The organism is Actinokineospora auranticolor, assembly GCF_002934265.1.
Lineage (GTDB): Bacteria > Actinomycetota > Actinomycetes > Mycobacteriales > Pseudonocardiaceae > Actinokineospora > Actinokineospora auranticolor.
Window position 1 is genome coordinate 35262 of record NZ_PTIX01000011.1, and the last position, 21239, is coordinate 56500.

Here is a 21239-nt window from a genome sequence, read left to right on the forward strand (position 1 = left end):
AGGTCGTGGAAGCGGTATCGGCGTTGTCCCGCCGAGTCGGACTGCCCATGGCCATCTTCCAGGAGTTGCGCGTCGACCAGTCGGTCGATCACCGCGCGACCGCCGCTGCCCGACGTGACGCCGAGCGCGACAGCTGACCCGCGCGTCATCGCCGCTCGCCGCGCTCAGTACGTCCAGCGGCCGTTCCCGGCGTGGCTGGTCGGCCAGCCGGGCCTGCGACTGCCGGGGCCGTGTCGCCAGGACCGCGCCCGCCATCCGGATGGTGATCGGCAGTCGGCAGGTGGCCGCAGAGCCGGGCGGAAGTCGGGGAGTGTGGTGGACGTGCGGGGTGCCCATGGCTAGTAGCCCAGATCCGGCCGATACACGTTTCGCAGGGGTGTGCCGTCCAGCCAGCGGCGGAGGTTGTCGCAGAACAGGGTGGTGATGAGGGCGTTCTCGTTGGCGGCGGTGGAGGCGGAGTGCGGTGAGATCACGACGTTGGGGAGAGTCCACAGTGGCGAGTCGTTCGGCAGGGGTTCGACGGTGGCCACGTCCAGCACCGCGCCGCGCAGGGCGCCGCCTGCCAGGGCGGTGGTCAGGGCGAGCTCGTCGACGACTTGGCCGCGGGCGATGTTGACCACCACCGCGTCCGGCTTCATGGCGGCGATCTCGGCGGCACCCAGGAGGCCCTCGGTGGCCGGGGTCAGCGGGCAGGCCAGGACGACGGCGTCCACAGTGGGCAGCACCGGGCCGATCGCGTCGAAGGTCACCACCGCGGAGACGCCGGGGGCGGTGGCGGTACCGCCCGGGCGGATCGCGCCGATCACCTCGACGCCGAGACCTGCCAGCACCGCCGCGGTGTGGCGGCCGACCGCACCCAGGCCGACCACCAGCACGCGTTGGCCCGCGAGGGTCCGGCTCGTGTAGCGGGTCCAGCGGCGTTCGGCCTGCCACGCCTTGAGCCGGGGGATGTCCTTGACGAAGTGCAGCAGGCCCGCCAGCACGAACTCGGCCAGCGGCACCGCGTGCACCCCGGCGGCCGTGGTCACCACGACCTTCGACAGGTCCAGCGGGTACCGGTCGGTGAACCGGCCCAGGCCCGCGCTCGTGCCCTGCAGCCAGCGCAGGCGGGGGAAGTCCTCGTTGACCCGGTCGGGGGCGCGGCGGTCGAAGTCGAAGGCCACCTCGGCCGTGGAGGTGAGGTCGAACCACCGGGCCCGCTGCGCGCCGGTCAGTTCCGGCAGGACACCGACGTGGTCGCCTTCGTAGCGCGGTACGGGCAGCAATTCCGGTTCGTACAGCACTTCCACCCGAGGGTCGACCGCCGCGATGCGGGCGACCAGGTCGGGTTCCAGCGGTGAGCAGATCACGACCCTGGTCACGAGGTCACCGCCGCGTCGCCGAGCGCGTCGACCATCCGGTCCAGGGCCGCCGCCCAGCCGGTCTCCTCGCGGGCGTAGCAGACCCGGAACCGGCCGTGGCCGGACGGCCCGAACTGGTACCCGGGGCTCACGACCACCCCGGCCCGCTCCTGCAGCACCCGCGCCACCCGGACGTCGTCGAGGCCGAGTGCGGAGACGTCCGGCCACAGGTAGGCGGTGCCCGCGCCGGGCCGCACCACCAGGCCACCGACCCGGCGCAGCCGCCGCGCGCTCAGCTCCCGCAGAGCGGCCAGTTCGGTGACGCGGGCGCGGACGAACTCGACGTCGTCGACCAACCAGTGGGTCAGCACGTGCTGGGAGTACGCGGGGGCGCGCAGGCAGGAGATCGCCATGACCTGCTCGATCGCGTCGACCACGGGGGCCGGGCCGATCGCGACGCCCACCCGGTACCCGCTCAGCGACTCCGTCTTCGAGCCGCCGAGCAGGGTCACCGTCCGCTCCCCCATCCCCGGTTCCGCCGCGAGGTGGGTGAACGGGACGTCGTCGTAGACCAGCCTGCAGTACAGCTCGTCGACGACCACGAGGAAGTCGTGCCGCACGGCGAGCGCGGCCAGCCCGCGCACCGTCTCCGGGGTGTACACGGTGCCCGTGGGGTTGTTCGGGTTCGAGGTGAGCACGAGCTTCACGCCCGCGCGGGCCGCGGTCTCCAGCGCGGCCAGGTCCAGCTGCGGCCCGGCGGGGTGCTCGACCATGCCCACGCGCACCACCCGGGCGCCCAGGAACCGCAGCATCCGTTCCACGAACAGGTACTCCGGGTCCGCCAGCGCCACCACGTCGCCCGCGTCGACCAGGGCGCTGAGCGTGGCGAACAGGCCGCCCTGGGTGCCGGTGGTGATGATGATCTCGCGGTCCGGGTCGACGTCGACGCCGAGCAGCCCGGACACCGACCGCGCGCACGTCGCGCGCACCGCCGCGTTGCCGCGGTAGCCGGTGTAGGCGAGTTCGCCGTCGCTTGCCGCGGCGGTGAACGCGGTCAGCGCCCAGGGCGGTGGGGGGAAGCGGACGGTGTCGAAGTGGGTGGTGTCCAGCAGCCCGTGGCCCGCGCCGTCCAACCGCAGTCCCAGGTCCGCCTCCCGCACGGACATGCCGAGCGTGTCGGCCCGTTCCGGCAGGTGCGTGCGCAGCACCCGCCGGGATTCCACGGTGTCACGGGTTGCCGCCATGTCGGTGTCTCCCTCTGCTGTCGAGTGGTCCAGGTGGTTCACGGCCGCGCCCAGTGGCAGGCCACGCCGTCCAGCAGCGCGGGCACCTCCCCGGCGCACCGGGCGCGTTGCGCGTCGGTCAACCCGCCCAGGTACTCGGGGCACCGGGTGCGGAACCGGCAGCCCGACGGCGGGTCCACCGGGCTGGGTACGTCGCCGGTCAGCACGATCCGCTCGCGGGCCCGTTCCTTGCGCGGGTCGGGCAGCGGCACCGCCGAGACGAGTGCGCGCGTGTACGGGTGGCGCGGGTGGTCGAACACCGCGTCGCGGTCCCCGGTCTCCACCACCCGCCCCAGGTAGAGCACGGCCACGCGGTCGGCGATGTGGCGCACCACCGACAGGTCGTGGGCGATGAACAGGTACGCCAGCCCCAGCGCGTCCCGCAGGTCCTCCAGCAGGTTGATCACATCGGCCTGCACGGACACGTCGAGGGCGGACACCGGTTCGTCGAGCACCAGCACCCGGGGCCGCAGGGCCAGGGCGCGGGCGATCCCGATGCGCTGGCGCTGACCACCGGAGAACTCGTGCGGGTAGCGCTCGGACCCCGCCCCCGACAACCCCACCGACCGCAGCAGCTCCAGCGCCCGGACCCGCGCCTCGCGGCGGCCGGTCCCGTTGACCCGCAGCGGTTCCGCGACGAGGTCGGCCGCGGTCATCCGCGGGTCCAGGGAGTTCATCGGGTCCTGGAACACGATCTGCAGGTCCCGGGCGTGCCCGCGGCGCGCCAGTGGTTCACCGTCGAGCAGCACCCTGCCGCCGGTCGGGTCCTCCAGGGACATCAGCAGTCTCGCGATGGTCGACTTGCCCGAGCCGGACTCGCCGACCAGCCCCAGCGTCTCCCCCGTCGACAGGTCGAACGACACGTCGCACACCGCGTGCAACTCGCCCCGGTCGCGGCGGAACAGGCCCGCGCCGCGCACCCGGTAGTGCTTCACCAGCCCGGCCGCGGTGACGATCGGCGTGGCCTGCTCGGCCACGGGCGTGTCCGGCGGCAGGGGCGCGGGGCGCGGTGGGAACACGTCCTCCGGGCGCCTGTCGACGAGGTCGGCGCTGAAGTGGCAGGCGGCCAGGTGTTCGCCGTCGACCGGCGCCAGAGGTGGCTCCTCGGTGCGGCACAGATCGGTGGCCAGCGGGCACCTCGGCGCGAACGCGCACCCCGTGATGGGCCGGTCCAGCGCGGGCGGGGTGCCCGCGACGGGGGTCAGCCGTGCGTCCCGGGCGCCGTCGAGGCGGGGCAGGCTGCCCAGCAACCCCAGGGTGTACGGCATGCGCGGGGTGTAGAAGACCTCCTCGACCGTGCCGGACTCCACGACCTTGCCCGCGTACATCACCACCACCCGGTCGGCCTGCCCGGCGACCACACCGAGGTCGTGGGTGATGAGCACGGTCGCCGCGCCGGTCTGCTCGCGGGCGGTGCGCAGCGCGTCGAGGACCTGGGCCTGGATGGTGACGTCCAGCGCGGTGGTGGGCTCGTCGGCGATGATCACGTCCGGGTCGTCGGCCATGGCGATGGCGATCACCACGCGTTGGCGCATCCCGCCGGAGAACTCGTGCGGGTAGTCCGCGACCCGGTCGCGCGCGTTGGGGATGCCGACCAGCTCCAGCAGCGCGATCGCGCGCTCGACGGCCTCCTCGCGGCCCAGGCCGGGGTGGTGCGCCCGCACCGCCTCGGCGACCTGGAACCCCACCGAGTAGACGGGGTTCAGCGCGGAGAGCGGGTCCTGGAACACCATCGCCACGGACCGGCCGCGCACCGCGGCCAGCTCGTCGTCGCGCAGCCCGAGCAGTTCGCGGTCGCGGAACCGGACCGATCCGCCGACCCGCGCGCCGTGCGGCAGCAGCCCCATCACCGCGAGCGCGGTCGCGGACTTGCCGCACCCGGACTCGCCGACCACGCCGAGCACCTCCCCCGCCCGCAGCGACCAGGACACCCCGCGCACGGCGGTCACCCGGCCGCGCTCGTCGGGGAAGGACACGGTGAGGTCGTGGACGCCGAGCACCTCGGTCGTCGCCTGCCGGGTCATCGCCTGCTCCGGGACCGGGTGTTGTCGAAGGCGTCGCGCAGCCCGTCGCCGATGAAGTTGACGCTCAGCGCGATGAGCACGATGAACAGGCCGGGGAAGTAGAACAGCCACGGCCGGGTGGCCACCGCGGTCTGGTTCTGGCTGATCAGCAGCCCCAGCGAGGTGTCCGGCGGGCGCACCCCGAAGCCGATGAACGACAGCGCCGTCTCGGCCAGGATCGCGACCGCCACGATGATGGTCACCGCGACGATGATCGTGCCCAGCGCGTTGGGCAGCACGTGCCGGAAGATGATCCGCCACGAGCCCGCGCCGAAGGTGCGCGCGGCGGCGATGAACTCGCGCTCGCGCAGCGACAGCACCAGGCCGCGCACCAGCCGGGCGACGTAGGGCCAGGTGAGGGCGGCCAGCACCAGGCCGATCAACAGCCAGCCCTGGCTGGAAGCGCCGACGTTGTTGGCCAGCACGGCCGCCACCGCGATCGCCGGGAAGATCAGCACCAGGTCGGCGACGCGCATCATCAGCGTGTCGACCTTGCCGCCGTGCAGCCCGGCCACCGCGCCCCACACGCTGCCGAACACCCCGGACACCGCGGCCACGAACAACGCGATCTCGACCGACCGCTGCGTGCCGCGCAGCACCTGGGCCAGCAGGTCGTAGCCGGTGGCGTCGGTGCCGAACGGGTGCTCGAGCGACGGCGGGTGGGAGTTGTCGGGGGTGTACACGTCGTAGGAGTAGTGCCACAGCGCGCCGCCGACGAACGCCAGCAGCACCAGCAGCAGAAAGACGACCAGGCTGGCGGTGGCGAGCCGGTGGCGCAGGAACCGGCGCGCCACCAGCCGCCACCGGGGGGTGGCGACCGGCACGTCGCCGCCCGCCCGCGTGATCTCAACCAAGGCGAACCCTCCTGTCCAGCACGGCGTAGAGCAGATCGGCGACGAGGTTGAACACCACGACGATCACCGACACCAGCAGCAGCCACGCCATCACGGCGTAGATGTCCTTGTCCCGCACCGCGGACAGCAGGAACGAGCCCATGCCGCGCCACTGGAACACGGTCTCGGTGACCACCGCGCCGGAGAACAGCACGGCCAGGTCCAGCGCCACGACCGTGGTCAGCGGCACCAGCGCGGTGCGCAACGCGTGGCGCACCAGCACTTTTCGCCGCTTGATCCCCTTGGCGCGGGCCAACCGCACGTAGTCGCTCTCCTGCACCTCGATCATCGAGGACCGCACGAACCGGCTCCACGGCGGGAAGGCGGTCATGGCCAGCACGATGGTCGGGAGCACCAGGTGGCCCAGCACGTCCGCCACGGTCGGCCAGAACCCGGTCGGCGGTGGGATGGAGGCCTCGCCGACCGTGTAGACCAGGGTGGACCCGGTGGCCTGGTTGAGGTCGATCGCCTGCTGCTTGAGCAGGATCGCGAGCCAGAACGCGGGCATCGACAGCAGCAGGAACCCGATGGCGGTGAACGCGTAGTCCACCGCGGAGTACCGCTTGACCGCGCTGACCACGCCGACCACCAGGGCCAGCGCCAGCGCGAGCAGCACGGCGAGGGTCACCAGGCGGGCCGAGACCCACAGCCGGGGCCAGATCTCCGCGCCGATGTCGATCTTCTTGACCGACGGGCCCCAGTCGCCGCGCGGGATGCCGGTCAGCCAGTGCCAGTACCGTTCCAGCACCGGCTGGTCGAGCCGCATCCGGTGCGCCTCGGCGTCCAGCACCGCCCTGGGCACCGGCGGCTGCTTGGCCTTGAGGTCGCCGAGCGGGTCGCCGGACGCGCTGACCATGACGAACGTGATGAACGAGCCGACCAGCACGATCGGGACCGCGTGCAGCAACCGCCGCAACACGTAAGCCAACATCGCTGCCTGCCTTCCCCTGGGGTGGCGCGGGTCGGGCGACCCGCGCCACGCGTCAGCCGGTGATGCCCCACTCGCCGCCGTTGTACGGCGGCCCGAAGTAGGTGCCGTTGGCCCGGACGTTGACCAGGTTCGCCTTGTACACCAACAGGTCTGGCACCTGGTACAGCGGCAGGATGTAGGCGTCCTCGGTCAGTTGCGCGTCCACCCCGTTGAGGAACCCGGCGACCTGGGTCTCGTCGGTGGCGCGCAGCGCCTTGGTGAGCAGGTCGTCCACGACCGGGCTGGAGTAGCCGCCGAAGTTCAGGCCCGCCTTGGTCATGAACGCCTGCGAGTACTGGGAGGCCAGGAACGTCTGCCCGATCCAGCCCATCGCGAACAGGTCGAAGTCCTTGCCCGCCTGGTGGGTCACGGTCGCGCCGACCGAGTCGGTGGTCTGCACGTCCACCGTCACGCCGAGCTTCTTGGCGGTGTCGGCGAACAGTTGGCACACCGTCTGCAGGATCTGGTTGTTCTGGATGTAGCGCATCGTCAGCGGCGGGACCGGCGTGCCCCTGGGATCGATGAGCCTGCCCGCGTCGATCTTGTAGCCCGCGTCGGTGAGGATCGAGGTGGCCTTGGCGACGTCGCCGGTGCCCAGCGTGCCCAGGTTGTCCTTGTAGCCGGGCTGCTGCGGTACGTAGATCCGGTTGCGCAGCGGCCGGGCGTCGGAGGTGAGCTGGCCGACGGTCTTGCCGATGGTCTGCCCGACGTCCATCGCGGTGAACAACGCCTTGCGCAGTACGGGATCCCGCATGGCGGGGTTGTTCAGGTTGGGCAGGATCATCTGCTTGCGCAGCCCCTGCACGAGTTGGTACTTCACGCCGCCGAGCGCCTGCACGTTGCGCAGCAGGTCGACCTGCGGGTCCGGGTTGATGATCTGGACCTCGTTGTTCTGCAGCGCGGGCACCTCCTGCGAGGTGTCGGTGATGACGCGGAACACCAGGCTGTCCACCGTGACCGGCTTGCCCCACCACTTCGGGTTGGGCACGAGCGTGGCGGCCTGGTTGGTCTCCCAGGACTTGAACATGAACGGGCCGCCGGACCAGTCGGGGAAGGAGTCCTTGTAGCGGAACCCGTCGTTGAACGAGGTGGCCAGGCCCTCGGGGGTGCCGTCGTCGCCGAGTTTTCGGGCGACGTGCGCGGGCAGGATCGGGCCGAACAACGACTTCCAGTCTCCGAACGGCTCGCTGAGGGTCACCGTGACCGTGCGCCCGTCGTCCGTGCCGACCAGGGAGGTGATGTGGTCGTAGCCCATCGTGGAGGCGGCCTCGCACTTCGGGCACAGCTTGGGGTCGGAGGCGCGCCGGACGTAGTCGAAGTCGGCCGCGGTGATCGGGGTGCCGTCGTTCCACACCGCCTTGGGGTTGATCTTGTACACCAGTGTCTGCGGTGCTGTGCCGGTCTGCTCGGCGCTGACCAGCAGGTCCTTGTTGAGCTCGACGGTCTTCAGGTCGGGCAGGGTGACGAACGGGGCCGGGTCGTAGACGTCGGCGACCAGTTGGGTGGCCACGCCGATGTCGGCCCCGAGCGGGTTCCAGTTGACGATGTTGCGTTCCAGGACGTAGGTGATCGTGCCGCCCTGCTTCGCCGTGCCGGTGTTGACCGTGTTGGGATCACCCGTGACCAGGTTGCCCGTGTCGGCGCCGCCCCCCGGGGTGCCGGTGGAACAGGCGGTCACCACCGCGGCGACGGCGAGTACGGCGGAAATCTTTCGACCTTTCATGCTGCTCCACATCTCTCAACGATGGGGCGGATCGAGGTCATCAGAGTGAACAGGCGAGTTCGCGGGAATGGCAAGCAACAATCGGTGAAGCCCCCCGTTAAGACCTGCTAATCGCGGTCCGAGCTGGGGATGTGTGCGTCAAGCAAACGTAACCGGGCGCGTTGCCGAACTCTGTCTTGTGCTCGGCGATCGGGTCTGCACAGAATCCGTCGACCGAATGTTGCGCGCAATGGACATCAGGAGGGAAATATGCCGACACTCGCGGAGACGATCGAGTGGAACGATCACCCGGTTGCCTCGTCACTGGCCTACGGCACCGTCGACGTGCGGATCGGGACGGTCGGGCACGGCGGCCCGGTCGGGTTGGTCGTGGCGAGCGTGCACGGCGACGAGGGCCCCTGGGGCACCCTCGCGGTCAACCGCCTGCTGGCCTCCGTGCGGCGGGAGGAACTGCTCGGCACGCTGCGGGTCGTGCCCGTGGCGCACCCGCTGGCGACCGAGGCCGACGCCCGCCAGACCCACCTGGACCTGCTCGACCTCAACAGCTCCTTCCCCGGCGACCCCGGCGGCTCGCACACCCAGCGACTGGCCGCGGTGCTGGCCGAGCACGCGGTCGACGGCGCCGACGTGGTGCTCGACGTGCACGGCGGCGGCAGCTGGAACATCAACTGCTTCACCTACCGGTTCCCCGGCAGCGAGCACGTGGCCGAGTGGATGGGCACCCCGCTGATCCTCGACGGCCCCGACCGCGCGTCCAGCCTCACCGGGTACGCCCGCGTGCGCGGCGCGGTCGCGGTGTGGATCGAGATGGGCGGGCGCGGCGAGTTCGAAGAGGACAGAGCCGCCACCGTCACCCGCGGCCTGCGCCGGGCCCTGGGCAAGGCAGGCGTGCTGACCGAGGCCGACCTGCCCGACGAGCCGGGCACGCCCGCCACCGGCAAGCTGCCGCTGTCGACCTCCCGGCCGGGCATCTACCAGCCGGTGCTGCGCGAGTCCGCGCTCGGCACCGTGGTCGAGGGGGGCACGGTCGTCGGCCACCTGCTCGACCCGGTGTCCAACGAGGTCCTGGAGACCTTCCGCGCGCCGTTCCCGCGCACCGCGCTCGCCCTGCTGCGCCCCACCCTGGCCCGGATCGAGTCGCCCGGCCAGGTCGTCGCCCTCGTCGCCGAGATCGTTTAGGAGAACCAGGATGATCGACCCCACCGGCCGGTTCGCCATCGTGGCGGGCAACGCCGAGGACATCGGCCACGCCGTCGCCCGCGAGCTGGCCGCCGCGGGCATGACCGTGGCGGTGCTGTGCGACCAGGCCGACGCCGTGCGTGCGCTGGCCGAGGAAGTGCCGTCCGCGCACGCGTTCGTCACCGACTTCACCGACGCGGACGCGCTGCGCGCCGCCACCGAAGAGGCGGTGCGGCGGTTCGGCACGCCCCGCCTGGTCGTGCACAACTCGGCGGTGTTCCGCGAGGTCCCCGTGCTGGAGCTCGACGTCGCGGCGTTCAAGGCCGAGTCCGACAGCATCCTGCAGAGCGCGTTCGTGCTGGCCAAGGCGGTGTGGCCGCACATGGTCCAGGCGCGGGACGGCAGCATCGTGTTCGTCTCGTCGGGCTCGGCGCTGTCGGGCTTCGCAGGCGAGGCCGCCTACGTCGCGGGCAAGCACGGACAGGAAGGGCTGATGAAGGTGCTCGCGCTGGAGGGAAAGGAGTACGGCGTCGCCGTCAACACCATCACCACCGGCGCGCCCATCGACGGCCCGCTGGCCTACACCTACACCGATGCCCTGCGCGCGGTGATGGTGCCGCCGTCGCGACTGGCGCCCGCGTTCGCGTTCCTGGCCGGGATCGACGCCGACTTCGCCACCGGCCAGCGGTTCAACGCCTTCCAACTCTCCGAAGCCATCCGAACCACCCGGGAAGGGGTGTCCGCGTGATCGACATCAACGGCAAGGTCGCCTTCCTGACCGGTGCCGCCGAGGGGCTGGGCCGCGAGATCGCGCGGGAGCTGGTCGCGGGCGGCATGCGCGTGGCGATGGTGGACGTGCAGGGCGAGAAATTGACCGCGCTGGCCGAGGAGTTGCGCGCCGACGGCGCGGACGTGCTGCCGCTCGTCGTGGACCTGGCCGATCCCGTGGCCGCGGCGGACGCGGTCGAGCTGGCACTGGCGCACTACGGCACGCCCCGGGTGCTGATCCACAACGCCGCGGTCCTCAAGGAAGTGTCCATGTTGGACGTGACCTTCGAGGACTGGCGGCGCGAAGTCGACATCATCCTCGGCGCGGCCTACGCGCTGACGAAAACCGTCTGGCCGCACATGGTCCAGGCGCGGGACGGAAGCATCGTGTTCCTGTCCTCGGGGTCCGCGCTGTTCGGCTTCGTCAAGGAGACCGCGTACACGCCGGGCAAACACGCGCAGGAAGGGCTGATGAAAGTACTGGCGCTGGAGGGGAAGGAGCACAACATCGCGGTCAACACCACCTCCACCGGCCGTCCCATCGACACACCCATGTCGGACTCCCACTACACCGAGGAGATGCGGATCGGGATCGTGCCGCCGTCCCGGCTGGCGCCCGCGTTCGCGTTCCTGGCCGGGATCGACGCCGACTTCGCCACCGGCCAGCGGTTCAACGCCTACCAGCTCTCCGAGGCGATCCGGGTGACCCGCGGATGATCCCGCCCGCGGGCCACTACCAGCCGTTCGTGCGCGCGGGCGACACCGTCCACGTGTCCGGACAGGTGCCGCGCCTGCCGGACGGCGGCTACGAGCCCGCCGACGTGGCCACCGAGACCGCGCTGGCACTGCGCAACCTCACCGCGGTCGTGCGCGCGGCGGGCGGCGACCTGACCGACGTGGTGAAGGTGACCGCGTACCTGACCGACGCGGCCGACTTCGCCGAGTTCGACCGGGCCTACGCCGCCCACTTCGGCGAGTGGAAGCCGGCCCGCACGACGGTCGTCGTCGGGCTGCGGTCGGTGAAGGTCGAGGTGGACGCGGTACTGCACTTGCCGTTGACGATCGATGGCGGTGCGTGACAGTTGCCCGGATCGTGCCGGTGTTGTGCCAGGATGACCCCTGGCGGCGGGTACGGAGAGTGAGGTGACGCCGGCGTGCTGACGGTGAGCCTGGCGGGACTGCGCGCGATCGACGCCCTCGCCACCCACGGGTCCATGACGGCCGCCGCCAGCGCGCTCGGCTACACCCCGTCCGCGATCTCCCAGCAGATCGCCCGGCTCAGCCGGGACGTGCGCCAACAGCTCGTCGAACACCAGGCGGGCCGCACCACGCTGACCCCGGCGGGCCGGGTCCTCGCCGAGTCGGCCGGGCGGATCGTCATCGAGCTGGAGAGCATGAACGCCGAACTCCAGGCGCAGGCCGAGACCGTCACCGGCACCCTCACCATCGCCGCCTTCCCCACCGCCGCCCGCGGCGTCCTGCCCGCCGCGCTGCGCGAACTCGCCGACACCTGGCCCGCCCTGTCCCTGCGGCTGATCGAGGCCGACTCGCACCGCGCCGTCGAACTCGTCGCCCGCGGCACCGCCGACCTCGCCGTCGCCCACGACTGGATGGCCATCCCGCTGGCACTGCCCGAGGGCCTGCAATCCCGGCACATCGGCGACGACCTGTCCGACGTCCTCGCCCACCACGCCCACCCCCTGGTCGACCGCCCGTCAGTCGACCTCGACGAACTCCGCGACGAGTCCTGGCTGCACGAACCCGGCTCGGTCGCCCACGACTTCCTGATCAACGCCTTCCACCGCACCCCCAGCCCCACCCGCTTCACCCACATCGTCAGCGAGTACGCCAGCCAGATCCAACTCGTCGGCGAGGGCCTCGGCCTGGCCCTGGTCCCCCGCATGGGCCGCGGCACCCTCCCCCCGACCGTCCGCCCCCTCACCATCCGCTCACCCCCCATCCGCCGCATCTACGGAGTCTGGCGCCTGCCCACCGGCCGCCGCCCCGCCATCACCGCTGCCCTCACCGTGCTCCACTCCGTCTGCACCCGCCAGGAACACGACTGAGCCGGCCGCGCACCCACGCGGCGCGGACCGGGCAGACGACCGGGGTCCGCGACTCCGGCGTGCGGCACACCGGGACATCAGGCGAAATGTCTGGTTGATTCCCTGGTGCGCGGGTACCAGAACGGCATGACCGAGCACGAACTCCTGTCCGCGGCGGCTGCGTTCCCCGAACTGTCCGACGAGGTGAAGGTCAGCTTCACCGACGGCGAGGAGCCGGAACTGCTCCGTCCGGACGGGACGGTGGTGGACACCTGGCGCGAGAACTACCCCTTCACCGAGCGGCTGGGGCGCGCGGAGTACTCGCGGGCCAAGCGCCTGCTGCACATCGAGATGCTCAAGCTGCAGTACTGGGTGAAGGACACCGGGCAGCGGGTGGTGATCGTGTTCGAGGGCCGCGACGCGGCGGGGAAGGGCGGCACGATCCGGCGGTTCACCGAGAACCTCGACCCGCGCGGCGCCCGGGTCGTCGCGCTGGGCACGCCGTCGGAACGCGAACGCGGGCAGTGGTACTTCCAGCGCTACGTCCAACACCTGCCCACCGCGGGCGAGATGGTCCTGTTCGACCGCTCCTGGTACAACCGCGCCGGGGTCGAGCGGGTCATGGGCTACTGCGACGACGAGCAGTACCGGCGATTCCTCCGCCAGGCCCCCGACTTCGAGCGGATGCTGGTCGACGAGGGCATCATCCTGGTGAAGCTGTGGTTCTCGGTCTCGCGCGCCGAGCAGCGCACCCGCTTCATCACCCGCCAGGTCGACCCGGTCCGCCGGTGGAAGCTCAGCGCCAACGACCTCGCCTCCCTCGACCGCTGGGACGACTACACCCAGGCCAAGGTCTCGATGTTCCGCGCCACCGACATCCCCGAAGCCCCCTGGACCGTCGTCAAGAGCAACGACAAACGCCGCGCCCGCCTCGAAGCCATGCGCAGCCTCCTGGCCAGGGTGGACTACACCGACCGCGACCTCGACGTCGTCGGCACCCCCGACGGGCGCATCGTCGGGGCGGCCAACACGCTGCTGGAAGAAGGTGAGGACGACACGTCACTCAGCCCCACACCCCTGGCCCCGGACCTCACCGACGAGCCGGGCCTGCACCCGACGTAACGCCCCCGCCGCCACGACCTACGCCCCGAGACCGCGGCGGAGCTCGTCCGACATTTTCCTGAAACCGGATACCTGCTTCCTGCGCACGCGTCCGGACCGCCGGAGAACACGACGAAAGCACTCCCGCCAGGATCCCTTTTGTCCCCGACCGACCAACCCCGATCCCACAGCGCGGTCGTCGCTGGGGCGACAACGCGCCACCCGCGTTGTCGCGCGGCCGCGAACCTGGTGTCCAGTCCGGCTGCTGTACCGCCAAGGCTTGACGGACAGCGCATCTAGCGCGCCGCAACCATCCACCTAGGACGATTCGCTGTCATCCCGCGTGGCCGCCTGAGCCACGTTGCGTACCTCCGACACCGTTCGGTGGCCTCGACTGTCGGTGGCACGACTCAGCGGTGACGACGCCCGGCCTTCGTACCCGCGGAGAACGCGGCGGCCGAACCCGAGGCGGGCGCCCGGGTGTCGCGGCCCTCCGGTCGCGCCGCCCGCGCCGTCCGTGTGGCCGAGGCGCGCCGCTGACGCCGACCGCGGTCCTCGGGAGGCGCCGCGGCCGACGCGGGGACGAGAACGCGTTCGCCGGGCACGAGTTCGGCGAGCAGCGGATGGCCGGGCAGCAGCCGGGTGATGGTCGGCGTGATCCCGGCCTTGCGGCTCAGCTCGCGCGCCCCCGCCACCTGCTCGTCGGTCATCAGCGTGATGACCGTGCCCGCGGCGCCCGCCCGGGCGGTGCGCCCCGAGCGGTGCAGGTATGCCTTGTGCTCCTCCGGCGGGTCCGCGTGGATGACCACCTCGACACCGTCGACGTGGATACCGCGGGCGGCGACGTCGGTCGCCACCAGCGTGGTGACCGACCCGCCCGCGAACGCGGCCAGGTTGCGGGTCCGGGCGTTCTGGCCGAGGTCGCCGTGCAGCTCGACCGCGGGCACCCCGGCGGCCACCAGCCGACGCGTCAGCCTGGTCGCGGCGCGCTTGGTGCGGGTGAACACCAGGGATCGCCCCGGCGCCGAGGTCAGGTCGACCAGCACCGGCATCCGGTCGTCGGCGCGCACGTGCAGCATGTGGTGCGCCATGGTGTCGACCGGGGACTGCGCGGAGTCGACGCTGCGGGTCACCGGATCGTGCAGGTACCGGCGCACCAGGACGTCCACCCCCGCGTCCAGGGTGGCCGAGAAGAACAGCCGCTGACCGTCGCTCGGGGTCCGGTCCAGCAGCCTGCGGACCACCGGGAGGAAACCGAGGTCGGCCATGTGGTCGGCCTCGTCCAACACGGTCGTGCGCACCGCGTCCAAGCGCACGTGGCCCGCCTCCACGTGGTCGACGAGCCTGCCGGGGCAGGCGACCACCAGGTCGATCCCGGCCCGGAGGGCGGTGATCTGCGGACCGGGGCGCACTCCGCCGAACACCGCGAGGACGCGCAGGCCGAGCGCGCGGGCCAGCGGGGCAGCCGACGCCTCGATCTGGCAGGCGAGTTCACGGGTCGGCGCGAGCACCAGCGCCCGCGGTCGGCCGGGCGCCCGCCGCGCGGGCTCCGCCGCCAACTTGGCCAGGACCGGGATCAGGAAGGCGTAGGTCTTGCCGGAGCCGGTCCGACCCCGCCCCAGGACGTCGCGTCCGGCGAGGGAGTCCGGCAGGGTGGCGGCCTGGATGGGGAACGGCCGGTGCACACCCGCGCCCGCCAGCGCCTGGACCAGGGCGGCGGGCACGCCGAGCGCGTCGAAAGAGGTCTGGCCGGTGTCGGCCGCAGGGGTGGTGAGGCGGCGCGCCGCCATGGAGTTCTCCGAACGTGGAAGGGCGTCCTGCCCGGCGCATCGGGCCGCGGCGCGTGGTCGCCGACTCAATGGGACCCGCGGCAGAACCAGGCGGGCCCTGGACCTGAAGCGTAGCACCCACGCCACCGCCACGCGCCCACGTTCGGATCCGGCCCGCGTGTCGCGCACCGCCGGACCGGTTCCGACCGCGCGCGGAGCCGGTCCGGCACTCCGACCATTGTGGACGGATGTGGGTCGGTCGGGGGTTCAGCGCGGAGAGCGGTCAGGTTCAACGGCGCCAAGGGTTTCCGCTTCTCGGACTCCGGTTTCCGGCGCACAGGACGATCCGGGACTGGGACATGTCGCGGCCAAGCAGGCCCTCGACCGAGGATCGTGTCGGGGCGTTGTCGACGCGGTTCGCGCGGATCCGTTCGCGCATGCCCGGTGCCGCCGTGCTCCCTACGCCGGGCGGGCGACCATGCGCCCAGCCAGGGCGCTCCGATCGATCCGGGTGGGTGTGGGCCCTCCGCCGCCGTACCGGTGGCCGCCGACGACGTCGCTGACGAACCGCGCGACCGAGGCGGGTGCAGGTGCGATCTCGGCGCCGAGGTGGCAGATCACGGGGGGTTGGTCGTTGCCGCACGGCTCGATCGCGATGGACCAGCCGAGTCGTTCGTCCCAGACGAGCATGAGGTCGCGCAGCGGGAGTGCGGCGACGCGGGCGGTGAGTCCGATGTAGGCGGTGGCCGTGTCGGTGACCTCGTGCGTCACCGCGTCGGAGGGCACACCGATCCGCTCGGCCACCTGGCGGACGTACACCGCGAGGGCGGTTTCCAGTTCCCGGCTCCCGGCGTCCGCAGCGGACTTCGGGTCGGCGCCGGGCACCGCGTGCATCTGGTCGCGCCGGGCGGGGCGCAGCAGCGCCACCGCGCGGGTGGCGCCGCCCGGCGCCCGCGACGAACGCGGGCGCACCGGCGGCGTGGTGGTGCTCAGAGGACCGACACCGCCGTGGCCTGCGGGCCCCGGTTGCCCTGGCCGACGTCGAACTGCACCCTGGCGTTCTCGTCCAGGCTGCGGAAACCGCCACCGGTGATCTCCGAGTAGTGGACGAACAGGTCGGCGCCACCGTCGTCAGGGGAGATGAAACCGAACCCCTTCTCCGAGTTGAACCACTTCACAGTGCCCTGGGCCATGGAATCTCCTTGCCGCTGTAACATGTGCCCACCTCGGCCGAGGTGGGCGGGCTGCGAGCGCGGGATCAAGAGGCCCGGATGGGCACCGATGCGACGCTCGCCAAAAACCTCTGCGGGCGTCGATGATCAACGAACACAAAAATCTTCAACCGGTCCCAGTGGAACACACCCGCGCGGGGCGGTCAAGGAATGGCCCACCCTTCACCCACGTGCGGTGGTGGTTGTCCACCGGAGCGCGTAGCGTCCGTACTGCGGGTTCGCGCCGAACTTGCCAATCCGGGTGATGAGGACCTCGACGACGCCACCCGGCCGATGCCGAACCCCACCCGACTCCGGGGCCCCGGCTGGGCGCTCAACGCCGCCGGCCCCGCTCACCCCTCCGCCTGCGCGATCCGCCGCAGGCCAGTCCTGAGGAGTTCCCTTGTCACACCCACGCGCGGGCTCCGCGCGCCCGCCGGTCTCACCAGTCGTGTTCAGCCATCCCGCGGCCGAACCGGCCCGCCATACCCCGACCCCCGCCGACCAGCTCCGCTCACGCGAGATCGGGTTCTCCGCGGCGCGGCGCCCGTGAGCGCGGGCACGCTCGACACCGCCACCTACGCCCACCTGCTCGCGCAAGTGCGCGACGCCGGGCTCCTGCGCCGAAGGCACGGGTACTACGCCGTCGTGATCACCGCCAACCTGCTCGCGTTCGCCGGGGCGTGGGTCGGCTTCGCCTTCCTGGGCGACTCGTGGTGGCAGCTGCTGATCGCGGCGCTGCTGGCCGTGCTGTTCGCCCAGCTGGCATTCGTCGGGCACGACGCCGGGCACAAGCAGATCTTCCGCACCCGTCGACCGAACGACGCGGTCGGTGTCGTGCACGGCGGTCTGGTCGGCATGAGCTACCAGTGGTGGGTCCACGGGCACAACCGGCACCACGCCAACCCCAACCACGAGGAACACGACCCCGACCTCGACATCTCGGCACTGGCCTTCACCGCGGGCCAAGCCAGCGGGAAGCGCGGGTTGCTCCGCTGGATGGCCAAGCACCAGGCCCTCCTGTTCTTCCCCCTGATCACGCTCGAGGGGCTGAACCTGCACGTGTCGGGGGTCGGGGCGGTGTGGCGCGGTGAGACGAGGGCGCGCCGGCTGGAAGGCGCGCTTCTCTCCGCGCACATCGCCGGTTACCTCACCGCGGTGTTCATCGTGCTCTCGCCGGGCGTCGCGGTGCTGTTCATCGTCGTGCACCAAGCGCTCTGGGGTGTGTACATGGGGTGCGCGTTCGCACCGAACCACAAGGGGATGCCAACCGTGACCGGGGACCCGCCCGACTTCCTGCGCAGGCAGGTGCTGACCTCGCGCAACATCCGCGGCGGAAGGCTCACCGACTTCGTCCTCGGCGGCCTGAACTACCAGATCGAGCACCACCTGTTCCCGAACATGCCCCGCCCGCACCTGCGCCGCGCCCAGCCGATCGTGGAGGAGTTCTGCCGCGAGCACGGCATCCCGTACACCCAGACCGGTCTGCTGGACTCCTACCGGCAGGTACTCGGCCACCTGCACCGGCTCGGCGCCCCGCTGCGCACTGCCACGTCGACCTGAACAGCGTCCTGCTGGAGCAGAACCACGCCCGCGCCCCGAGTACCGCACAGTCCGCTACGGACGTCCGCGGGCACCTGCCCGAACTTCTCGAGCACCGCCGCGAGCCGGGCCCTGGCGTGCCGCGGGCTCGGCGGTGCCGACGGCTACACCGCCCCAGCCGAGTTCAAGGCCGTCCACCGGCCGCTGCAACGCCGACAACCGATCCCCGCTCCTGCCGGCGGCACGCTGTTGGTCACCGCCCTGTCCGGCGCGCTGCTGGCTCTCACCTGCGGCACCTGGCGGGAGAACTCCCGGGAGGTGCCGTTCACGCTGTGGGGCATGGTGGACAGCATCGGGTTCGAAGCGCTGCTGGTACTGGTGTTGGTGGTGGTGCCCATGCCACGGCGACAGCGTTGTCCGGACAACCGAAACCGCACTGCGGTCTCATGTGGACACAAGGTACGTGGAGTGCTCACCGTCGACAACGCGCTGACCGCAGATCGGGTACAGGCACACCCAGGAGAACAGCGGCTGACCCGCGTTCCTGGCCCGACCGGCCAACGCCACCAACTCCCCCACCACCGCCGCCACATCCGGCACGTCGGCGATCGCATCGCGCACCCGGGAGGCACCTCCAACACCCTCAGTCCCGCAGCCCACGGGTCATCCTCCTCCGGGTAACCCGCGGGCTGCGGGGTCATCGTCCGCCCCGGCCCCAGCTCGGGAAAACGGGACGCTTCGGCGATCACCAAACGGCGCAGGGCGAGTACGCGGGGTTGGAGCACGGCGAGCCGGTTGAGGTCCGCGGCTAGGTCGTCGCAGGCGCCGAGCTGCTCGATCCCGGCGGAAAGGGCGTCGGCCACCGCGTTGACGGCCCCGCAGACCATCTCGGCGAAGAGTCACTCCTTACCGCCGAAGTGCTGGTAGAGGGTCTGTTCGGCGACGTACGCGGTGCGGGCGATCGCGTCCATGCTGGTCCCGCGGAACCCGTTGTCGAGGAACGCTGTGGCGGCCGCCTCGAGGATCGCCGCCTGCCTGCGGTCGGCGCGATTTCCGCCTGGAGGCTACCGTGGTCGTTTCGCTCCCCTCCCCGCAGCTGTTCACCGGCGGCATGGTGCCCACCCCCGGCGGCCCGACCCTGGTGGTCGCCGAGTCCTTCGCCGGACGACTCACCGCCTTCGACATCGCCGCCGACGGCACGTTGTCCGGCCGCCGCGCCTGGGCGGAAGGCCTGGGGCCCGACGGCATCTGCGTCGACGCCGATGGCGGCATCTGGTGCCAAACCGCCGACACCCGAGCACACACGGGAAGCGGCCCCCGCGGGGGCGGTGACATCACCCACCACGTCGAGACCGATCTGCCCTGCTCCTCGTGCGCGCTCGGCGGCCCCGAGGGGCGGCACCTTTTCCTGCTGTGCAACGAGTTTGACAGCGTCGACCAGCTCCAAGCAGTCCTCGCCCGGCGCAGCGCACGCGTCTACGTCACCGAGGTGCCGCGGTAGAGCGCCGCTATTCGTCCCGGTGCCCCGGTTGGTCGACGAAGGGGAAGATCGTGCCGCGCCCGCTGAGGTCGAGCACCCGCCGCACCGGGTCCGCCGGGGTGGCGGCCACGACGAGCCGCCGCCCGGTGGCCGTGGCGCGTCTGGTGGGGCGCAGCAGCACCGACAACCCGGCCGAGTCCGTGGACGTCACCCCTGTGAGGTCCACGTCCACCGGCGCGGACCCGTGGTCGGTGGCGAAGGCGGCGTCGAGCGCGTCGCGGAGCTCGCCCGCGCCGAGATCGTGCGGATGTGGCGATCGCCGGGCGCCCCCAGCATGTGTTGGCGGAGCGCACCCGGGCGGGCCGCCACGGGGTGTCAGTCCGGTGGCGTCGCCTTGCTCGGGAGGCAGTCGTCGATCAGTGCGAGTAGGAGCGGGTGGTGGGCGTACACCGCGGTGAAGCGGCTCCTGACTGGTTCGAAGTCCAGGCCTGCCCGGTCGTGCAGGAGGGCCGCCTCGGCGAGCAGGCCCGCGGCGCGCGCGAAGCCGAGGTGGCCGCTGCGGTGGTCCACCGTCTGCACGGCGGCGTGGAGGATGGTCGAGATCGCCTCCGCCGGGTGGGTGGCGGCCCGGCGGCGGGCAAGGGCGAGCAGGTCCGCGCTGTCGAGACCGAACTCGCGCGCCGCGGCCCAGGCTCCCGCGATGTCGCCACCCGCGACCAAGTGGTCGACCAGGGGTGTGCACGCTCTGGGGCCCGGTCCCGCCGCGAGTTCGCGCAGGTGGGCCAGGACTCGACCGGTGGCGTAGGTCTCTGCGCCGAGCGGGGCCGAAGCGGCGAGGAGTTCGCGGTAGCGGCGTTCGTCCGGGTGCCGAGTGAACAGGTCCCAGCACCGACGGGCGTGCTCCCGGTGATCGCCGCGCCGTGCCATGGCCCTCGCGTGGCGGCTCGGGTCGTCGTGCACGTCGGGGTGGAGCTCGTCGTGGAGGTAGCGGATGGTCCGCGAATGGTCGTCGTCATCGTCGGTGACGCGGCGGCGCGCTTCGTTCACCAGGTGGCGGTAGGACACCAGACCGTCCTCGCCCAGGATGTCGACGACATCGGCGAGCTCCAGCGCGAACAGCGAATCCGTCTGTGTCTGGAGGTCGATCACCCATTCGGCGAGCTCGTCACCGCGCGCTGGTTCGGCGCGGCACGTGTCGGTGAATCCCGCGATGACCCGTTCCAGGCTGCGCAGAACGGATTCCTCCACTTCCTCGGAGTCGACGTAGACCTGCTGGCGCACCAAGACCCCAAGCAGGTCCTGGTAGCACGGCCGAACGAGGGCGGGGTAGCCCTCCTGGCTGGATACCTCCAGGTCGGCCAGCAGTGCATCGAGCAATTCCGACCACCGCGCGAGGTTCGTGCTCGCGATCCTGCCGAACCGGCCCAGATCACCAATCCGATGCCGCAGCGACACGACGTCCGGCGGCCCGAACTGCGCGAGCGCGGACAGGGCGGTGGCGGTGCAGTGCGCGCAGAACACCCCTGCCAGGCCTGCTGGGCACGTGCACGAGTGGTCCATTCCGCCGTCGGCCTTGGCCAACCGGACTCGCTCGTCCGTGCCGACGACGTCCGCGACCAACTCGTCCCGGGACAGAACAGGGTCGGCGAGGTAGAGGTACGGGTAGGCGAGCTCCCTGTACCCGGGGCCGGCGAGCCGGGCGACGTCGTTTTCATCGAACCAGAGCACTCACCGATCCAACCAGACACGCCCACCCGGGTTCGGTGACGTCTGACTCGATCCGCGACAGGACGGCCGTCCCGGTCCACTCCCGCCGGTTCGGGTCCGCGTCACCGATGATGGTGAGGGTTACCGAGACGACGATCAGCGTCA

22 protein-coding genes are annotated in these 21239 nt (G+C 71.6%); 9 read left to right on the top strand and 13 right to left on the bottom strand.

Annotated elements, in window-relative coordinates:
* The first annotated feature begins 5 nt into the window (after positions 1 to 5).
* On the top strand, positions 6 to 137 hold the full coding sequence (locus CLV40_RS40345; RefSeq protein ID WP_281261675.1) for a hypothetical protein: 132 nt from the start codon (positions 6 to 8) through the stop codon (positions 135 to 137).
* A 201-nt stretch (positions 138 to 338) separates the two neighbouring features.
* Here CLV40_RS40345 and CLV40_RS20390 read toward each other — a convergent pair whose 3' ends face one another.
* The 6 genes from CLV40_RS20390 to CLV40_RS20415 are packed head-to-tail and all read right to left on the bottom strand — an operon-like array spanning position 339 to position 8272.
* Complete coding sequence (locus CLV40_RS20390; protein ID WP_104480570.1) at positions 339 to 1361, bottom strand: D-2-hydroxyacid dehydrogenase; 1023 nt, start codon at positions 1359 to 1361, stop codon at positions 339 to 341.
* Entirely contained in the window at positions 1358 to 2584 is a 1227-nt protein-coding gene (locus CLV40_RS20395; RefSeq protein ID WP_104480721.1) for a pyridoxal phosphate-dependent aminotransferase, read from the bottom strand. The genes CLV40_RS20390 and CLV40_RS20395 overlap by 4 nt, the downstream gene beginning before the upstream one ends.
* 38 nt (positions 2585 to 2622) lie before the next feature.
* Complete coding sequence (locus CLV40_RS20400) at positions 2623 to 4647, bottom strand: dipeptide ABC transporter ATP-binding protein (RefSeq protein ID WP_104480571.1); 2025 nt, start codon at positions 4645 to 4647, stop codon at positions 2623 to 2625.
* Positions 4644 to 5540, bottom strand: a complete 897-nt coding sequence (locus CLV40_RS20405; RefSeq protein ID WP_104480572.1) for an ABC transporter permease — start codon at positions 5538 to 5540, stop codon at positions 4644 to 4646. The genes CLV40_RS20400 and CLV40_RS20405 overlap by 4 nt, the downstream gene beginning before the upstream one ends.
* Positions 5533 to 6510, bottom strand: a complete 978-nt coding sequence (locus CLV40_RS20410; protein ID WP_104480573.1) for an ABC transporter permease — start codon at positions 6508 to 6510, stop codon at positions 5533 to 5535. The genes CLV40_RS20405 and CLV40_RS20410 overlap by 8 nt, the downstream gene beginning before the upstream one ends.
* A 52-nt stretch (positions 6511 to 6562) precedes the next feature.
* Positions 6563 to 8272, bottom strand: a complete 1710-nt coding sequence (locus CLV40_RS20415) for an ABC transporter family substrate-binding protein (RefSeq protein WP_104480574.1) — start codon at positions 8270 to 8272, stop codon at positions 6563 to 6565.
* A 249-nt stretch (positions 8273 to 8521) separates the two neighbouring features.
* Here CLV40_RS20415 and CLV40_RS20420 point away from each other — a divergent pair, with 249 nt between their 5' ends.
* From CLV40_RS20420 to ppk2, 6 genes are all read left to right on the top strand, one after another.
* Positions 8522 to 9451 carry a succinylglutamate desuccinylase/aspartoacylase family protein gene (locus tag CLV40_RS20420; protein ID WP_104480575.1) on the top strand — a complete coding sequence of 310 codons (930 nt, stop codon included), beginning with the start codon at positions 8522 to 8524 and terminating at the stop codon, positions 9449 to 9451.
* A 10-nt stretch (positions 9452 to 9461) separates the two neighbouring features.
* Positions 9462 to 10199: an SDR family NAD(P)-dependent oxidoreductase gene (locus CLV40_RS20425; protein WP_104480576.1), complete on the top strand. Its 738-nt coding sequence runs from the start codon at positions 9462 to 9464 to the stop codon at positions 10197 to 10199.
* Positions 10196 to 10936: an SDR family NAD(P)-dependent oxidoreductase gene (locus CLV40_RS20430; protein ID WP_104480577.1), complete on the top strand. Its 741-nt coding sequence runs from the start codon at positions 10196 to 10198 to the stop codon at positions 10934 to 10936. The genes CLV40_RS20425 and CLV40_RS20430 overlap by 4 nt, the downstream gene beginning before the upstream one ends.
* Positions 10933 to 11298 (top strand): RidA family protein, encoded by a 366-nt coding sequence (locus CLV40_RS20435; RefSeq protein WP_104480578.1) that lies wholly within the window; start codon positions 10933 to 10935, stop codon positions 11296 to 11298. Before CLV40_RS20430 ends, CLV40_RS20435 begins: the two co-directional genes overlap by 4 nt.
* A gap of 75 nt (positions 11299 to 11373) precedes the next feature.
* The gene (locus CLV40_RS20440; protein WP_104480579.1) at positions 11374 to 12285 is read left to right on the top strand and encodes a LysR family transcriptional regulator; all 912 of its coding nucleotides are present in this window, start codon (positions 11374 to 11376) and stop codon (positions 12283 to 12285) included.
* 126 nt (positions 12286 to 12411) lie between these two features.
* Complete coding sequence (gene ppk2 / locus CLV40_RS20445) at positions 12412 to 13386, top strand: polyphosphate kinase 2 (protein WP_104480722.1); 975 nt, start codon at positions 12412 to 12414, stop codon at positions 13384 to 13386.
* Between the two features lie 389 nt (positions 13387 to 13775).
* Here ppk2 and CLV40_RS20450 read toward each other — a convergent pair whose 3' ends face one another.
* The 3 genes from CLV40_RS20450 to CLV40_RS20460 all read right to left on the bottom strand — a co-directional run bounded on the left by CLV40_RS20450 (position 13776) and on the right by CLV40_RS20460 (position 16327).
* A complete protein-coding gene (locus tag CLV40_RS20450; protein WP_104480580.1) occupies positions 13776 to 15155 on the bottom strand; it encodes a DEAD/DEAH box helicase in 1380 nt (459 codons plus the stop codon).
* Positions 15156 to 15593: 438 nt separating this feature from the next.
* Positions 15594 to 16106 (bottom strand): DUF6292 family protein, encoded by a 513-nt coding sequence (locus CLV40_RS20455; protein WP_245931418.1) that lies wholly within the window; start codon positions 16104 to 16106, stop codon positions 15594 to 15596.
* Positions 16107 to 16123: 17 nt separating this feature from the next.
* Positions 16124 to 16327, bottom strand: coding sequence for a cold-shock protein (locus CLV40_RS20460; RefSeq protein ID WP_104480581.1), 204 nt, complete (start codon positions 16325 to 16327; stop codon positions 16124 to 16126).
* Positions 16328 to 16894: 567 nt separating this feature from the next.
* Between CLV40_RS20460 and CLV40_RS20465 the strand changes: the two genes are divergently transcribed.
* Positions 16895 to 17908: a fatty acid desaturase family protein gene (locus CLV40_RS20465; protein WP_104480582.1), complete on the top strand. Its 1014-nt coding sequence runs from the start codon at positions 16895 to 16897 to the stop codon at positions 17906 to 17908.
* A 423-nt stretch (positions 17909 to 18331) separates the two neighbouring features.
* Here CLV40_RS20465 and CLV40_RS38135 read toward each other — a convergent pair whose 3' ends face one another.
* Together CLV40_RS38135 and CLV40_RS40825 are read right to left on the bottom strand one after the other, a co-directional pair.
* Positions 18332 to 18508, bottom strand: a complete 177-nt coding sequence (locus CLV40_RS38135; RefSeq protein WP_181043619.1) for a hypothetical protein — start codon at positions 18506 to 18508, stop codon at positions 18332 to 18334.
* Between the two features lie 278 nt (positions 18509 to 18786).
* Positions 18787 to 18912, bottom strand: a complete 126-nt coding sequence (locus tag CLV40_RS40825; RefSeq protein ID WP_104480724.1) for a helix-turn-helix domain-containing protein — start codon at positions 18910 to 18912, stop codon at positions 18787 to 18789.
* A 44-nt stretch (positions 18913 to 18956) separates the two neighbouring features.
* Here CLV40_RS40825 and CLV40_RS20475 point away from each other — a divergent pair, with 44 nt between their 5' ends.
* Positions 18957 to 19388 carry an SMP-30/gluconolactonase/LRE family protein gene (locus tag CLV40_RS20475; RefSeq protein ID WP_245931419.1) on the top strand — a complete coding sequence of 144 codons (432 nt, stop codon included), beginning with the start codon at positions 18957 to 18959 and terminating at the stop codon, positions 19386 to 19388.
* 7 nt (positions 19389 to 19395) lie between these two features.
* Here the strand turns inward: CLV40_RS20475 and CLV40_RS40350 are convergent, their stop codons facing one another.
* Positions 19396 to 19776 carry an STAS domain-containing protein gene (locus CLV40_RS40350; protein WP_146108157.1) on the bottom strand — a complete coding sequence of 127 codons (381 nt, stop codon included), beginning with the start codon at positions 19774 to 19776 and terminating at the stop codon, positions 19396 to 19398.
* Entirely contained in the window at positions 19743 to 21095 is a 1353-nt protein-coding gene (locus CLV40_RS39685; protein WP_146108129.1) for a hypothetical protein, read from the bottom strand. Before CLV40_RS39685 ends, CLV40_RS40350 begins: the two co-directional genes overlap by 34 nt.
* Positions 21096 to 21239: the final 144 nt, after the last annotated feature.